The 16,053-nt window shown below is 67.1% G+C and carries 13 protein-coding genes; 1 reads left to right on the forward strand and 12 read right to left on the reverse strand.

Features of this window, described 5'->3' with window-relative positions; translation table 11 throughout:
• Positions 1–8 precede the first annotated feature (8 nt).
• Genes ACFQU0_RS05655 through ACFQU0_RS05665 form a run of 3 tightly spaced genes read right to left on the reverse strand, consistent with a single transcriptional unit; the run spans position 9 to position 5,886 of the window.
• Positions 9–1,493 (reverse strand): efflux transporter outer membrane subunit, encoded by a 1,485-nt coding sequence (locus ACFQU0_RS05655; protein WP_382199157.1) that lies wholly within the window; start codon positions 1,491–1,493, stop codon positions 9–11.
• Positions 1,486–4,638 (reverse strand): efflux RND transporter permease subunit, encoded by a 3,153-nt coding sequence (locus ACFQU0_RS05660; protein ID WP_382199158.1) that lies wholly within the window; start codon positions 4,636–4,638, stop codon positions 1,486–1,488. The genes ACFQU0_RS05655 and ACFQU0_RS05660 overlap by 8 nt, the downstream gene beginning before the upstream one ends.
• A 12-nt stretch (positions 4,639–4,650) precedes the next feature.
• A complete protein-coding gene (locus ACFQU0_RS05665; protein WP_382199159.1) occupies positions 4,651–5,886 on the reverse strand; it encodes an efflux RND transporter periplasmic adaptor subunit in 1,236 nt (411 codons plus the stop codon).
• A 106-nt stretch (positions 5,887–5,992) separates the two neighbouring features.
• Between ACFQU0_RS05665 and ACFQU0_RS05670 the strand changes: the two genes are divergently transcribed.
• Complete coding sequence (locus ACFQU0_RS05670; protein WP_382199160.1) at positions 5,993–6,676, forward strand: TetR family transcriptional regulator; 684 nt, start codon at positions 5,993–5,995, stop codon at positions 6,674–6,676.
• Here ACFQU0_RS05670 and ACFQU0_RS05675 read toward each other — a convergent pair.
• The 9 genes from ACFQU0_RS05675 to ACFQU0_RS05715 form a co-directional block, all read right to left on the reverse strand.
• The gene (locus ACFQU0_RS05675; protein ID WP_382199161.1) at positions 6,615–6,956 is read right to left on the reverse strand and encodes a Na+/H+ antiporter subunit G; all 342 of its coding nucleotides are present in this window, start codon (positions 6,954–6,956) and stop codon (positions 6,615–6,617) included. The genes ACFQU0_RS05670 and ACFQU0_RS05675 overlap by 62 nt on opposite strands.
• Before the next feature lie 11 nt (positions 6,957–6,967).
• Entirely contained in the window at positions 6,968–7,243 is a 276-nt protein-coding gene (locus tag ACFQU0_RS05680; protein ID WP_382199162.1) for a K+/H+ antiporter subunit F, read from the reverse strand.
• Positions 7,240–7,776 carry a Na+/H+ antiporter subunit E gene (locus tag ACFQU0_RS05685; RefSeq protein ID WP_382199164.1) on the reverse strand — a complete coding sequence of 179 codons (537 nt, stop codon included), beginning with the start codon at positions 7,774–7,776 and terminating at the stop codon, positions 7,240–7,242. Before ACFQU0_RS05685 ends, ACFQU0_RS05680 begins: the two co-directional genes overlap by 4 nt.
• Complete coding sequence (locus ACFQU0_RS05690; RefSeq protein ID WP_382199165.1) at positions 7,773–9,362, reverse strand: monovalent cation/H+ antiporter subunit D; 1,590 nt, start codon at positions 9,360–9,362, stop codon at positions 7,773–7,775. The genes ACFQU0_RS05685 and ACFQU0_RS05690 overlap by 4 nt, the downstream gene beginning before the upstream one ends.
• A gap of 11 nt (positions 9,363–9,373) precedes the next feature.
• A complete protein-coding gene (locus tag ACFQU0_RS05695; RefSeq protein WP_382199166.1) occupies positions 9,374–9,745 on the reverse strand; it encodes a Na+/H+ antiporter subunit C in 372 nt (123 codons plus the stop codon).
• Positions 9,742–12,576, reverse strand: a complete 2,835-nt coding sequence (locus ACFQU0_RS05700) for a monovalent cation/H+ antiporter subunit A (protein ID WP_382199168.1) — start codon at positions 12,574–12,576, stop codon at positions 9,742–9,744. Before ACFQU0_RS05700 ends, ACFQU0_RS05695 begins: the two co-directional genes overlap by 4 nt.
• 95 nt (positions 12,577–12,671) lie before the next feature.
• The gene (locus ACFQU0_RS05705) at positions 12,672–13,805 is read right to left on the reverse strand and encodes an MFS transporter (protein WP_382199169.1); all 1,134 of its coding nucleotides are present in this window, start codon (positions 13,803–13,805) and stop codon (positions 12,672–12,674) included.
• On the reverse strand, positions 13,802–15,166 hold the full coding sequence (locus ACFQU0_RS05710) for a DNA recombination protein RmuC (protein ID WP_382199171.1): 1,365 nt from the start codon (positions 15,164–15,166) through the stop codon (positions 13,802–13,804). The genes ACFQU0_RS05705 and ACFQU0_RS05710 overlap by 4 nt, the downstream gene beginning before the upstream one ends.
• A gap of 109 nt (positions 15,167–15,275) precedes the next feature.
• Positions 15,276–16,019 carry a COG4648 family protein gene (locus ACFQU0_RS05715; RefSeq protein WP_382199172.1) on the reverse strand — a complete coding sequence of 248 codons (744 nt, stop codon included), beginning with the start codon at positions 16,017–16,019 and terminating at the stop codon, positions 15,276–15,278.
• Positions 16,020–16,053: the final 34 nt, after the last annotated feature.

The following is a 16,053-nucleotide window of genomic DNA, read 5'->3' on the forward strand; positions in this document are numbered from 1 at the left end:
GCGAGCGATCAGCCCGGCGTTTTCCAGCCCCCACCCAAAGCCTTGTACAAGGCCACCTGGTTCTGTGCCAGCGCCAGTCGGGTCTGCAACAGGGCCTGCTGGGCGCTGAACAGCGACCGCTGGGCATCCAACAGTTCGAGCTGGCTGGCCACACCACCATTCACGCGCAGATCGGTCAGGCGGGCACGTTCGGCCTCAGACGTCAGCAACGCCTGCTGGGCGCGCCATTGCTCCGCCAGGGGCTCGCGCGCCACCAGCGCGTCGGCCACGTCCTTGAACGCGGTCTGGATGGCTTTTTCGTATTGAGCCACGGCCATTTGTTGCGCGGCCTGCGCCGACGCAAGCCCGGCCTGGTTGCGCCCGGCATCGAAGATGGGCAGCAGCGCCTGTGGCGCCAGCGTCCAGCCCCATGAGCCACTGGAGAACAAGTTGGAGAGCTGGTTGCTGGCCGTGCCCACGCTGGCAGTCAGGCTGATGCGCGGGAAAAAGGCCGCCCGGGCAGCACCGATTTGCGCGTTGGCAGCCACCAGTTGCTGTTCGGCCGCGCGCACGTCGGGGCGCTGCAACAGCACATCCGACGGCAGGCCCACCGGCACCTCGGCCAGCGGCAGCGCTGCATCAAAAACCGGCGCCCGGGTGGTAGCGGCGGGCGGTAAGGCACCGCCCTGCCCCACCAGCAAGGCCAGGGCGTTGGCCTCTTGCGCACGCTGGCGCTGCAACTGGGCCAGCGTGGCCTGAGCCGACGCCACCAGCGACTCCGCCTGGCGCAGGTCCAGCGCCGTGGCGGTGCCGTTGTCAAAGCGCAGCTTCGTCAGCGACAACCCGTCCACACGCGAGGCCAAGGTCTGGCGCGTGAGTGCGATCTGGTCGTCGGTGTTCTGCAGGCCCAGCCAGGCGCTGCTGACCGAGGCCACCAGGCTGACCTGCACCGCCTTGCGGGTTTCTTCGCTGGCCAGGAACTGGGCCAGCGCGGCTTCCTTGAGGCTGGCCACACGGCCAAACAGGTCGATCTCCCAACTGGCCAGGGCCAGGCCCGCCGTGTAGGAGCTGCTGATGCCGTCGCCGTTGGCGGCCGGCTGGCGGTTGCCGGTGGCCACCGCGTTGACGGTGGGCAGCTGATCGGCTTGCCGGATTTGAAACTGCGCGCGGGCCTGTTCGATCTGCAGCACCGCCACGCGCAGGTCGCGGTTGTGGTCGATGGCACGCGCAATCAGCGCGCGCAGCTCGGGCTCGCGCACAAAGTCCTGCCAGGCCAGGTCACGCGCGGGCGTGGCCGCGGGCGCCGTGGCTGCGGGAAAGGCGGCCGGCACATCGACCGCAGGCCGTTGGTAGACCGGCAGTTGCGAACAGGCCGACAACAGCCCTGCCAACAACAACACGCCCAGCGAAGTGACCCGTCCGGGAACACCGCCGGGCTGGCTCTGCCAGACGGCTGGTGTTGCCCCCTGGGGGGTGACGCCGAAGGCGGCGCGGGGGGAAATAAATTTAATCATGCTTCACCCCCAGGTGCTCGGCATCGTGGGCATGCACCAGGCGCTGGCGCGCACTGCCCTTGAAGATGCCGCGCACGACAACAAAGAAGAGGGGCACAAACACCACAGCCAACACGGTGCCGGTGATCATGCCGCCGATGACGCCGGTACCGATGGCACGCTGGCTGGCCGCGCCCGCACCGCTGGCAATGGCCAGTGGCAACACACCCAGGGTGAAGGCCAGCGAGGTCATCAGAATCGGACGGAAACGCAAGTGCGCGGCTTCCAGGGCCGCCTCCACCAGACCACGCCCCTGCGCTTGCAAGTCCTTGGCGAACTCGATGATCAGGATGGCGTTTTTGGCCGACAGGCCGATGATGGTGATCAGGCCGACCTGGAAGTACACGTCGTTGGCGTAGCCCCGGCCCCAGGTGGCCGCCAGCACACCCAACACGCCCAAGGGCACCACCAGGATCACCGCCAGCGGGATGGTCCAGCTCTCGTACAGCGCGGCCAGGCACAGGAACACCGCCAGCACCGCAAAGCCGTACAGGATGAGGGCTTGCGAGCCGGCGAGTTTTTCTTCGCGCGACTGGCCCGTCCACTCAAAACCAAAGCCCTGCGGCAATTGGCTGGCGAGTTTTTCCATCTCGGCCATGGCCGCACCGGTGCTGTAGCCCGGGGCGGCGCTGCCGCTCAGGCGCACGGCCGGGTAGCCGTTGTAGCGCACGGTCTGCATGGGGCCGGTCACCCACTGGGTGGTGGCAAAAGCGGACAGCGGCACCATCTGGCCCCGGCTGTTGGGCACGTTGAGCTTGAGCACGTCTTCGGGCTGCATGCGGGCCGTGGCATCGGCCTGCACGACCACACGCTGCAGACGGCCGCCGTTGGGGAAGTCGTTCACGTAGGCCGAGCCCAGGGCGGTGGAGATGGCGCTGTTGATGCCATCAAACCCCACCCCCAACGCAAAGGCGCGCTCGCGGTCGATGTCCACCTGAAGCTGCGGGGCGTCCTCCAGGCCGTCCGGGCGCATCTGGGTGATGACCTTGCTTTGCGAGGCCATGCCCAGCAACTGGTTGCGTGCGTTGATGAGCGCGTCGTGGCCCAGGCCGGCGCGGTCCTGCAAGCGGAAACTGAAGCCGGACGAGGCGCCCAGTTCGGGGATGGGCGGCGGGCTCAGCGGGTAGATGAACGCGTCGCGTATGCCCATCAATGCACCGAAGGCGCGGCCGGCCAGCGCGTCCGCGCTGCTGCCCGGCGCGGTGCGTTCGGACCAGTCCTTCAGCGTCACGAAGGCCAGGCCAGCGTTCTGACCCTGGCCGGAGAAGCTGAAGCCCATCACGCCCACCATGCTCTGCACCTCGGGCTGCTTGAGGATGAAGTCCTCGACCTGCTCCATCACCTGGCGCGTGCGCTCCTGCGTGGCGCCGGGCGGCAACTGCACGTTGACGATGATGTTGCCCTGGTCTTCACCGGGCAGGAAGGACGTCGGCAGGCGCATGTACATCCAGCCCACGGCCACGCCAATGGCGAGGTAGATCACCAGGTAACGCGCGGCGCGCGGCAGCAGGCGTGCCACAAAACCTTCGTAGCCTTCGGCCGTGCGCGCAAAGCCGCGGTTGAACCAGCCAAAGAAACCGGTTTTGGCGTGGGCGTGGCCCGCCTCCACCGGCTTGAGCAGGCTGCCACACAGCGCGGGCGTGAGCGTGAGCGCCAGGAAAGCCGAGAAGGCGATGGACGCGACCATCACGGTGGAGAACTGGCGGTAGATGTTGCCCACCGAGCCGGCAAAAAACGCCAGCGGCACGAAGACCGAGATCAGCACCACGGTGACGCCCACGATGGCGCTGGAGATCTGGCCCATGGCCTTGTGGGTGGCTTGTTTGGGCGGCAGGCCCTCCTCGCTCATGATGCGCTCGACGTTCTCCACCACCACGATGGCGTCGTCCACCACGATGCCGATGACCAGCACCATGCCGAACATGGTCAGCACGTTGATGGAGTAGCCCATGGCCAGCAACACGCCCATGGTGCCCATCAGCGCCACCGGCACCACGATGGTGGGAATGAGGGTGTAGCGCCAGTTCTGCAGGAACAGGAACATCACCAGGAACACCAGCACCACGGCTTCCACCAGCGTTTCGGCCACCTGCTGGATGGAGATCTTGATGAAACGCGAGCTGTCGTAAGGGATGTCCCACTTCATGCCCTGGGGGAAGAAGCGCTCCAGTTCGGTCATCTTGGCGCGCACGGCCGTGGCCGTGGCCAGGGCGTTGCCGCTGGGTGAGAGCTGCACACCAATGCCCACCGAAGGCTGGCCGTTGAGGCGCGCCGAGGTGGCGTAGGCCTGGCCGCCCAACTCGATGCGGGCGACGTCTTTCAGGCGCACCGCCGAGCCGTCGGCGTTGGCGCGCAGCACCACCTGACCAAACTGCTCAACGCTGGTGAGCTGGCCTTTGACCACCACGGTGGCGGCCACCTGCTGGCCCGCGATGTTGGGCAACGCACCAATTTCACCGGCCGACACCTGGGCGTTCTGCGCGCGGATGGCGTTGGTGACATCGGCCGCACTCAGGCCGTAGCCCAGCAGCTTGGCCGGGTCCACCCACACACGCATCGCGCGTTCGGAACCGAACAGCTGAACCTGCCCCACGCCGGGCAGGCGCTGCAGTTCGGGCACGATGCTGCGGGAGGAATAGTCGCCCAGCGCAACGGGGTCCAGCGACGGTTCGTCGCTGGAGATCATGGCGAACAACAGGAAGTTGTTGCGCGACTTGTCCACCCGCACACCCTGTTGCGTCACCGCCGAGGGCAGGCGCGGTGTGGCGCGCGAGAGGCGGTTCTGCACCTCCACCTGGGCCAGGTCAGCGTCGGTGCCTTGCTCAAAGCTCAGGGTGATGTTGCCGCTGCCGTCGGCTTGTGCCACCGACTCCATGTAGATCAGGCCAGGCGCGCCGTTCATCTCGCGTTCGATGACGGACAACACACTGTCCTCCAGGGTCTGCGCTGACGCGCCTGGGTAGGCGGCGCTGATGACAATGGCAGGCGGCGCTACCGGCGGATACTGCGCAATCGGCAACTGGGTGATGGACACGCCACCGAGCACCAGGATGAACAGCGCGATCACCCACGCGAAGATGGGGCGGTCAATAAAAAATCGGGCCATGCCTCAACTCCCTCAAGGCTTGGCCGTTGCAGCGGGCGCCGCCGCTGCGGGCGTGGGCGACCAGGGCACGGGTTTCACTGGTGCGGTGGGCGGCAGCATCATCAGCTTCTGGAAGCCGTCCACCATCACCTGTTCGCCGGCCTTGAGGCCATCGGTCACGACCCACAGACCGTTCTGCTGGCCCGAGATCTTGACGGTGCGTGGCACCCGTTGGCCCGCACCATCGATCACGGTCACGGTGTCGCCCTGCTGGGTGCGGGTGACGGCCTGCTGCGGCAGGCCAAAAGCGTTGCTGGCCTGCGCCTGTTCGAGTCGCACGCGCACGTACAGGCCGGGCAGCAGCTTGCCACCCGGGTTGGGCACCTCGGCCCGCAAGGTCACCTGGCCGCTGGTGCTGTCCACCGACAGATCGGCAAACAGCAGCTTGCCCATTTGCGGGTGTTCGCTGCCGTCGTCCAGCACCACACGCACCTGCGCGGCCTGGGCACCGCTGCGCTTGAATCGGCCGGCCTCGATGGCGCGGGTCAACCGCAGCACCTCGGAAGCCGACTGGGTGAAGTTCACGTACAGCGGGTCGATTTGTTGCACCACCGCCAGCGGGGTGGCTTCGCCCTGCCCCACCAGCGCACCTTCGGTCACCAGCGCGCGGCCAATGCGGCCCGAGATGGGCGAAGTGACGTTGGCGTAATCGCGGTTGATGCGGGCGGTCTGCACGGCGGCCTGGGCCACCGCCACGTCGGCCTGCGCCAGCTTTTGCGCCGCTTCGGCGTTGACAAAATCCTGCTGGCTCACGGCACGCTGCGCCACCAGCGGGCGGTAACGCTCCACCGTGGCGGTGGCCTGGGCCAGGTTGGCCTGCGCCTTGGCGACCTGCGCCTCGGCGCTGGCCAGGGCGGCGGCGTAGGGCGCGGCGTCGATGCGGAACAAGGCCTGGCCAGCCTTCACGTCGCTGCCTTCCTTGAACAGGCGCTGCTGCACGATGCCAGCGGCACGCGCCCGCACCTGGGCCACACGCGAGGCCTCGAGGCGACCGGGCAGTTCGGTGGTCAGGCCCACGTCACCCGGCGCCACCGTGACCACGCCCACCTCCACCGGCGGCATGCCACCACCACCTCCCGCGCCCTGAGCGGCGGCGTCTTTGCCGCCACAGGCGGACAACAAACCGGCGACGGCCAACACGGCCACCGACAAAACAAAAGGCGCACGCAAACGCGGCGCCAGGGGTTTGACATGCATCAATGCAGACATGGTCAACCTTTGGAGAAATGTGGAATTTGAAACAGCCCGGCAGTATACATACAAGCTTGAATGTATAGTGGAGACCCGTTTCAAATGCCCCCACAAAAAGAGAGACATGGTCAGACGCACCAAAGCCGACGCACTGGCAACCCGTGACAAGCTGCTCGACGCGGCAGAACTGCTGTTTGCCGAACGGGGGGTGTCGCGCACCTCGCTCAACGACATCGCGGTGGCGGCGGGCACCACACGCGGCGCCATTTACTGGCACTTCCAGGACAAGGCCGCCCTGTTCAACGCCATGATGGAGCGGGTGACCCTGCCGCTGGAGGACACCTTGGCCTGCGCCGGCCAGGCCTCAGACGACGACACGCCCACGGCGCCACTGGAGCGCATGCGCTCGGCCTTTCTCAATGCCCTGCACAAAACCGTGCACGACACACAAACGCGGCGGGTGTTCGACATCGCCACCCACAAGGTGGAGTACGTGGCCGAAATGCTGGACGTGCGCGACCGCCACCTCAAGGCGCGCGACAAGTGTGTGGCCATGACCCGCGCGGGCTTGCTGCAGGCCGCGCGCCTGGGCGATGTGAAGCTGCCCATGCCCGCCATCACGGCAGCGCACGGGTTACACGCGCTGATCGACGGTTTGATCCAGAACTGGCTGCTGGCGCCCGAAGCTTTTGACCTAGAGGCCGCCGGTCGGCAGAGTTTTGATGCCTACATCGGCGGCCTGGGTTTCACTTGGGCGAACGCTCGGGCACCACGTCGGGCGGCAGCGGCGCCTGTGACCGCAGCCTGAGGTGCAGGGCGGCCTGCGCCAGCAGGTTGGCCGACACCGGCGCGGTGACAAACACGAACAGCGTGATCAGCAACTCGGCCACGCCGGGCCGGCCCGCTTGCCAGCTCAGCAGCATGGACGCCAGCAGCACCCCGCCAACGCCCAGGGTGGACGCCTTGGTGGGCGCGTGCAGGCGCATGAAAAAGTCGGGCAGGCGCACCAGGCCAATGGCACCCACCAGCAGAAAAAACGACGCCACCAGCAACAGCGCGGCCACCAGCCATTCGATCAGCACAGGCACGGTTGTTCTCCTTATTCGACCACGTCACCGCGCGTGAGAAAACGCGCCAGCCCCACGGTGGAGGCGAAACCCAGCATGGCCACCAGCAGCGCGGCCTCGAACAGCAGCGGCGTGTCCCAGCGCAAGCCCAGCAGCACGATCAGCGCCACCGCGTTCATGTAAAGCGTATCGACCGCCAGGATGCGGTCGGTGGCGGCTGGCCCCTTGAGCAGGCGCCAGCCACACAGCAGCATGGCCAGGGCGACCGCGCCCAGGGCCATGTTCAAAGCGATGTCGATCACGTTCATGTCGAACTCCTTGGTTGCGCGCCAAACATCCGCAGCAGCGGCGCCTCGTAGCGGGCCTTCATGTCACGCGCCATGGCGGCCGCGTCACCACAGTCGAGCGCGTGCACCCAGATGCGCGCGCCGGCTTCATCGACCACCGCCGACACGGTGCCGGGCGTGGTGGTGATGATGCTGGCGAACAAGGCGTTGACCCAGGGGTGGGCGCTGTCCAGCGGCACGGCAATCCAGGCCGGTTGTGGCCGCGCCATGGGGCCCAGCACCAGGCGCGCGACGGTGATGTTGGACAAGACGATGTCCCACAACACCACGGCCGCCAGACGGAAAGCCGTGGGCCAGTGGATGTGGTTGGCGGGCCCCAGGAAAGGGGCAATCAGGTGCGGCACACCCCACCCGATGAGCGCGGCGGACAACAGGTGCACCACGGCCAGGCTGTGAGACAAGGCCAACCAGCTCGCCGCCAGCAGCGCCGAGAGGATCGGGTGGGGCAGCCAGCCACGGCGCGCGGCGGTGGTGGCGGTGTGGAGGGGTTTCATCGTGCGGGCTCCCCACGGTAGGGGCGTGTGGTGGGCGCGGCCCCCTCACCCAACACGGCGCGCACGTAGGCGGCCTTGTCGGTCAGCTGTTGGGCGGTGGCGTCGGTGTAGCGTTTGAGCGGCGAGGCCAGCCCCGCCATCACCACACCCAGCAACAACAGCAAGGCGGTGGGCGCGATCAGGCGCGCGCTGTGGCCCGCGTGGCCAACGGCATCGGCCTCGCAGGGCTGCACATGCCAGAACACGATGGCCCCTGCGCGGGCCAGGCCGATGATGGTGAAGAAGCCCACCACCAGCACCACGCTCCAGACCCAGGCTTGGGCGCTGAGGCCGTGCGAGGCCTCCAGAATCATGAGTTTGCCCAGAAAACCGGGCAAGGGCGGCAGGCCAGCGGCAGACGCCGCGCCCAACAACATCATCAGGCCCAGCAACACGGGCTCGCGCACGGCGGGCGCGGGCTGCAAGCGGTCGCAGGTGTCGCCGCGTTGGGCCGCGATCAGCTCCACCAGCAGGAACAGCGCAGCAACCACCAGCGTGCTGTGCAGCGTGTAGTACAACGCCGCCGACCAGGCCTGGGTGGAATACAGCGCCACACCCGCGAGGATGGTGCCGACCGACGACACGGTGAGGTAGGCCACCAGACGCGCCATGTTGGGCGCGGCCAGCGTACCCAACACACCCAGCGCGCTGGTGGTGAGCGCCAGCGGCAGCAGCCAGCCGGCCACGCTTTCGGTCAAGGCGCCCGCATCGATGCCGAAGATGACCCCGTGCACCCGCAGGATGCTGTAGACACCGACCTTGGTCATGATGGCAAACAGCGCGGCCACCGGCGCGCTGGCCGCCGCATAGGTGGCGGGCAGCCAGGCGTACAGCGGCACCAGTGCGGCCTTGAGGCCGAACACCACCAGCAGGATGACCGCAGCCACATGGGCCAGGGTCGCGTCATCGCCTTGCAACTGGGCCACACGCTGCGCCACGTCGGCCATGTTGAGGGTGCCCGTGGTGGCGTAGACAAGGCCCAGGCCAATGAGGAACAAAGCCGAGGCGGCCAGGTTGAGCACCACGTAGTGCACGCCCATGCGGAAGCGCTCGCGCCCCTGCCCGTGCACCAACAGCACGTAGGAGGCGATCAGCAGCACCTCGAAAAACACGAACAGGTTGAACAGGTCGCCGGTGACAAACGCGCCGTTGAGGCCCATCAACTGAAAGTGGAACAGCGCGTGGAAGTAGCGCCCCCGTGTGTCCCAGCCCCCACAGGCGTACCACAAGACCGGCAGCGCCACGGTGGCGGTGAGCAACAGCATCAGGGCCGAGAGGCGGTCCACCAGCAGCACGATGCCAAACGGCGCCGGCCACTCGCCCAGCCGATAGACCATCAGTTCGCCTGTGCTCGCGTGCACCACCAGGCCCACCGCCATCAGCCCCCCCAAGGCCACCGACGTGAGCGACACACGGCGGCACACACCCACGCTGTCGCCATCGTGCCCGTGTTCGCCCCCACTGTCGCCCAGCAGTAGCAAGACCACCGCGGTCATGGCCGGCAGCAGCACCGTCAACACGGGCGCGTGTTGCAGCCAGAGTTCCATCAGCATCGCCATCAGCGGTCCCCCGCCTTCGCGCGCTGTGGCGCAGGCTCGTGCCCATCGACGTGGTCGCTACCGCTCTCATGTCGGCTGCGCAGCGCGAGTTCGATGACAAAACCGGTGGTGGCGAAACCGATCACGATGGCGGTCAGCACCAGGGCCTGGGGCAACGGGTCGGCCACAGCCGCACCGCCGGTGAGAATGGGCGGCGCGTTGTGCCACAGCCGGCCCATGGCGACCAGAAACACGTTGACCGCGTAGCCCAGCAAGGACAGGCCCAACACCACCGGGAAGGTGCGCCCGCGCAGCATGAGGTAGATGCCGGCCGCGGCCACCAGGCCCAGGCCAGATGCGAGCAGAAATTCGAGGCTCATCCAACTGTTCATGACGTGGCTCCGGTGGTGGCGGACGGGGCCGTGTCGCGGCTGGCGTTGCCCAGCACCGACACGGTCAACAACGTGGCGCCCACCACGGTGAGGTAGACGCCCAGGTCAAACAAGGCGGCCGTGGCCAGCGGCAGTTCGCCCAGCACCGGCACGTGCGGGTGGCCGTGGGCGCTGGTGAGGAAGGGGCGCCCCCAGACGAAGGCGCCGATGCCGGTCAGGCCCGCGATGCCGAGGCCGGCGCCAATCCACTGGATGAAGCGGCGCCCCAAACGCGCGCGCAGCATGGCTTCGGCACGGGCCTGGCCCAGGGCCATGAACTGCAGCACCAGGGCCACGGCGGTGATCAGGCCGGCAATGAAGCCGCCACCGGGCAGGTTGTGGCCACGCATGAAGATGTAGAGCGTGAACACCAGCGCCAGCGGCAGCACCACCGACGCCGCCACCCGCAGCAGCAGGGGTTGTTCGGCAAAGGTCCAGGCCAGACCTTGCGCATCGGTGCCGGCACGGCGCGTGCGCATGCCCTGCATCAGGGCGTACACGCCCAGTGCCGCAATGCCCAGCACCGTGATCTCGCCAAAGGTGTCGTAACCCCGGAAGTCCACCAGGATGACGTTGACCACGTTGGTGCCGCCGCCCGCAGGCAAGGATTTGTCGAGGAAGTACCACGAGATCGAGTCGTGGTCGCGGGTCATGACCAGCCAGGCCAGCCAGCCCACACCACCGCCGCCGGCCAGGGCCAGCAAGGCGTCGCGCCCCCGGCGCGCGCCACTGGATTCGCGCGGCGACGTGGCCGGCAGCAAGGCCAGGCCCATGAGCAACAACACCGTGGACACCACCTCCACCGACAGCTGGGTGAGCGCCAGATCGGGCGCCGACAGGCCAATGAACGACACCGCCGTGACCAGCCCCACCACCCCGACCAGCACCACGGCGCGGAAACGCTGGTGGTGATCGCGCACGATGAGCACCAGCGCCACCACCAACAACAGCCACAACACAACCGCCAGCGGTGAAGCCGGCAACAGTGCGCGCGCACCACCCACCACCGGCTGCTCCACCAGCACCACCGCCGCACCCACAATGGCCGCGCCCAGGGTGATGGCCACGTAGCGCTGCAGCGAGCCGTTCTCCAGCGCATCGGTGAGCCGGCCGGCGAGGCCAAACAGGCGGTCCACACTGCCTTCAAACAGACTGCGCCCCGTGAGCGCGCCGAACCAGTGTTCGGACTGGATGCGGTGCAGCCAACGCCCACGCGCCAGCCACAGGTAGAGCACCACGCCGGCCACCAAGGCGATGGCACTCATCAGCAGCGGCAGGTTGAAGCCGTGCCAGATGGCGAGGTGGTATTCGGGCAGCGCCTTCCCCGTCATGGCGGTGGCGGCCACCTGCACCATGGGGCCAAACAGCGCGGCCGGCAACAGCCCCACCGCCAGACAGATGGCGGCCAGCAGCGCCACCGGCGCTTTCATGCCCACCGGGGGCTCGTGTGGGTGCATGTGGGGCATGTCGCCCGGCGGGCCGTTGAAGAAGGTGTCGTGGATGAGGCGCAGCGAATAGGCCACGCTGAAGGCACCGGCCAGCGTCACCAACGCGGGCACCAGCCAGGCCAGCACACCGGCGGCGGCGGTGCCCACCACGGCCTCGGTGAAGTACATCTCTTTGGACAGAAAACCGTTGGTCAGTGGCACACCGGCCATGGACGCTGCCGCCACCATGGCCAATGTCGCTGTCCAGGGCATGAACTTCCACAGGCCACCCAGTTGCCGCATGTCGCGCGTGTGGGTCTCGTGGTCGACGATGCCCGCCACCATGAACAGCGGCGCCTTGAAGGTGGCGTGGTTGAGCACGTGAAACACCGCCGCCACGGCCGCCAGCGGCGACCCCAGACCGATCAGGAACGTGATCAACCCGAGGTGGCTGACGGTGGAGTAGGCCAACAAGCCCTTCAGATCGTGTTTGAACAGCGCGATGAAGGCCGCGAAACACACGGTCAACAAACCGGCGGTGGTCACGATCGCCTCGAAGTAACCCGAACCGCCCAGCACCGGGTACATGCGCATGAGCAAAAAGACACCGGCCTTGACCATGGTGGCCGAGTGCAGGTAAGCCGACACCGGCGTGGGTGCGGCCATGGCGTCAGGCAGCCAGAAGTGGAACGGGAACTGCGCACTTTTGGTGAAACAGCCCAGCAGGATCAGCAGCAGGGCCGGCAGGAACAGCGGATCGGCCTGGATTTCTGCGGCACGGCCCGCCATCTCGCTCAACTCAAAAGTGCCCGCGATCTGGCCCAGCAACACAAAACCACCCAGCATGGCCAGGCCGCCGCCGCCGGTGACGGCCAGGGCCTGACGGGCGCCCGCACGTGCGTCAGGCCGGTGGCTCCAGTAGCCCACCAGCAAAAAGGACGACAGGCTGGTCAGCTCCCAGAACACCACCAGCAGCAACAGGTTGTCCGACAGCACCACGCCCAGCATGGCGGCCATGAACAACATCATGAGGCTGTAGAACTTGGCCGCAGAGTCCTCGGGCGCGAGGTAGAAGTGGGCGTAGACGACGATCAAGAGGCCAATGCCGGTGATCAGAAGCGCAAACATCAGCGACAGGCCATCGAGCCGGAATGTGAGGTTCAGGCCGATCTCGGGCACCCAGGCCCAAGCGTTCATCACGGCTTGACCGTCGAACACGGCCCCGCCCTGCTGCAACAGCAAGGCGATGCAGCCCAGCGTGATGGCACCGGCAAAAGCAGCAGAGGCCGGCCGCCAATGGCGCCCGCCCCATGCCGTCAGCCCCACCCCCAGCACCAGGGGCAACATGACGATCAGCAATAACACGGCTTTATTCCCAAAACTTCGAATCTAACGCAAGATAAAGCTGCGTCAGACAAGTTCCGCACACCGGCCCAAAAAGGGCAGCGCCACGCCGGGCCTCAGCGCCGCAGTGGCAGCCGTGCGCCCAGGCCCACAGCGGCACCCGCGACCCAGAACACACCAGCCGTCCCCACCACCACACCGGCGCTGCCGAACAGCAGTGGCATCAACACGCTGGAACCGTTGATGGCCATCAGCCGCAGGCCCAGCGCCTCACCATGGCGATGGCTGGGCGTGATCTGGTGCAAGGTGCTCATGATCATGGGTTGGACCGACCCCAAGGCCACGCCCAGCAGCACCGACAGGCCGCCCATGGCCAGTGCGGAATGCGCCAGCGGGTAGACACCGAACAAGAGTGCCGTGGCCACCATGGCCCCCGACACCACCACCGCTTCCCGCAAATGGGCGGCCAGCAAAGGCATCAGCACACGCACGGCGGTGGCCGCCAGCGCAAAACCGCCCAGCACGGCACCAATGGCCGACGCACTCATGCCGCGTTCGTGCCCCAGCACGGGCACCAGAAAGGTGTGCACGTCCCAACAGGAGGCCAACAGCCAGTTGACGATCATCAGGCGTCGGAACGGTGGCTCGCGCATCAGGTCCCAGGCACCGGGGCCGGCTGCGGCTGTGGCGCTGGGCGCGGCGCGGGCGGGCGCTTGCTGGCTGCGCACCCACCACCAACTCAACAAGGGCACCAGCGCGAGCACGGCAAAGGCCAGCCGAAAGCCCCCGTGATCGATCAACAGCCCAGCCCCAAACGGACCCGCGAAGTTGGACAAGGCCGGGCCAATGGCCAGCCAACTGAACACCTGCTTGAGCTCGGTGGGGTTGGTGGCCAGCACACCGGCCTGGCGCTGCACCGCAATCGAGGCTGCGCCGGTGGCGCCTCCGGTCAACAGCGCGGCAAAACACAGCACACCAAATGTGGGCCAAGCGGCGGCGGCCCCCGCACCTAACATGGCCACCAACACGGCCCAGCCGACCGGCCGACGCAGGCCGTGGCGATCGGCGTAGCGACCGGCAGGCAAGGCCAGAAACACCTGCGCCAGCGCAAACAAGGCCAACAGCACACCCACCGCCACCGGGCTGTGGCCCTCGCGCAAGGCCAACAAAGGTGCGGCCATGCGGGTGCCCGCCATGCACACGTGCAGGCACACGTGGGCTGCGATCAGGCGCAGGAGCTGCTGCTTCATTCGTCCTGCTCGGGCAGGGGCAGCAGTGCCTGCGCCTGTTCGGCGGGCAAGGCCTCCACCTGTTTGAGCGCGCGCCCCATGGCGCGGCTGCGCACTTCGGCGCTGTCCAGGGTGTTGAGCACCGTCTGGGTCTGGGCCTTGACCTTGGCCAACACGTCACCAAACTTGCCGAACTCGGTCTTGACCGCCCCCAGCACCTGCCACACCTCGGAGCTGCGCTTTTCCAGCGCCAAGGTCCGAAATCCCATCTGCAGCGAATTGAGCATGGCCAGCAGCGTGGTGGGCCCGGCCAGCGTGACGCGGTGATCGCGCTGCAGCGCCTCCATCAGGCCAGGGCGGCGCAGCACCTCGGCGTAGAGGCCTTCGGTCGGCAAAAACATCAACGCGAAGTCGGTGGTGTGCGGTGGCTCCACGTACTTCTCGGCCATGCTTTTGGCTTCAAGCCGGATGCGCGCTTCCAGCGCCTTGCCCGCCGCTTCGGCGCCCGCCACGTCGGCCCGTTGCTGGGCGTCGAGCAGGCGTTCGTAATCTTCGTTGGGAAACTTGGCGTCGATGGGCAACCAGCAGGGTGCGCCATCGTCCCCCCGGCCCGGCAGGCGGATGGCGAAATCGACCACGTTTTTGCTGCCTGGGCGCGTGGCCACCTGGGTGGCGTACTGGTCGGGCGCAAACACCTGCTCCAGCAGCGCCGCCAGTTGCGCTTCGCCAAACATGCCACGCGTTTTCACGTTGCTCAACAGGTGTTTCAAATCGCCCACGCCCTGGGCCAGGGTCTGCATCTCGCCCAAGCCTTTGTGCACCTGCTCCAAGCGCTCAGCCACCTGCTTGAAGCTCTCGCCCAGCCGGGCCTCCAACGTAGCGTGCAGCTTTTCGTCCACTGTGGCGCGCATCTCGTCGAGCTTGGCGGCGTTGTTCTGCTGCAGTTGGGCCAGCTGTTGCTCCAGCGTGGCCCGCACCTCGGCCAGACGGCGCGCGTTGCTTTCGCTCAGGTCTTGCAGTTGTTTGGTGAGGGTGTCGGCCAGCGTGCCACGCAACTGCAGCAGCTGCTGGGCAAAGGCGTCGATCTGCGCGTTTTGTGTGCGGGTGGCATCGGCACTTTGCTGCGACAGGCTGCCCTGAAAAGCGCTCAGCGTCTGCAACAACTCCTGGCGGCCAGCGCGCGCCGACTCGGTAACCTCGTGGCGCAACTCGCGCTCCAGCCGCTCATCGCCCCCTTTGACGGCGTCCATCAACTGCTGGCGGTGCAGCGCCTGCGCCGGGGTTTCCTCAGATACGGTCGGCTTGCGCAGCACCAGCCACAGCAGCAGCAGCAAATTGACCAAGCCCAGGGCCAGCGAGAGTTCGGGAAGGGTAAACATCATGACGTGGCAATTTTGACGCACATCCGGCACCCGACGGCCCGGACGCCTTGCCGCCTTTTTGACAAGGGCCCAGAACAAGGGCCCAGAACGCCTCGCCTCAGGGGCAAGCTCACTTCACGCTGTTGGCGCGTTGGGCTTTCCAGGCACGGACGGCATCCGCCATGGTGGAAGGTTTGTCGTCTGGCAATGCATGGCGCCGCCAGAAATATTCGCCCACAAACATCAACACAATCAACGGGCCGCCCAACAGATTGGCAAAGGCCGACCACACGACCACCGGCGCCAAGACAAACAGCAATGTGGACATCACCGCCATGCCGACAAAAAACACACACCAGGCACCGGTCACGCGCCGGGTGTAGACCAGTTGGGCCGGCGACAGCACACCACCATGCACACTGCGCGCCATGCGTGTGACCAGCGATTCCCCCGGGCCACGCAGGCTGCGCCCAAACAGATGGGCCATCATCAGATAAACCCCCAAATGCTCCAGGTAGTACAACAGCGCCACCTGGCCTTTGAGGTGGGGCCAAAAGCCCACCAGCAAGCCGATCGCGCCCACCCCGAGCAGCGCACCCAGCCAGCGATGCGGCAGGCGCGACAAGCCCACCGCCAACGCCGATGTGATGGGCGCCAAGGCAAGGACCGCACCCCAGCCGCTTGATCCCGGATGCGTGCTGGCATAGTGCGAGGCCACAGCCCACACCACCGCCAGCACCACCACCCCGACGGCCCGCGCGTGGCCCCACAGTGAGTCGGCTGCACCTGCCGTATCCTCAGTGTCGAGGGTTGCCGCTTCACAGGGCAACCCGGCCGGCAAGGCGTCGAGGATTTCGGGCGGGCGGGAGGACATCGGCAGCGTGGGGCGTGGGCAAGGCAGGAGCACC

It is taken from the genome of Hydrogenophaga defluvii (assembly GCF_042665235.1).
In the GTDB taxonomy this organism is placed as follows: Bacteria; Pseudomonadota; Gammaproteobacteria; order Burkholderiales; family Burkholderiaceae_C; genus Hydrogenophaga; species Hydrogenophaga defluvii_A.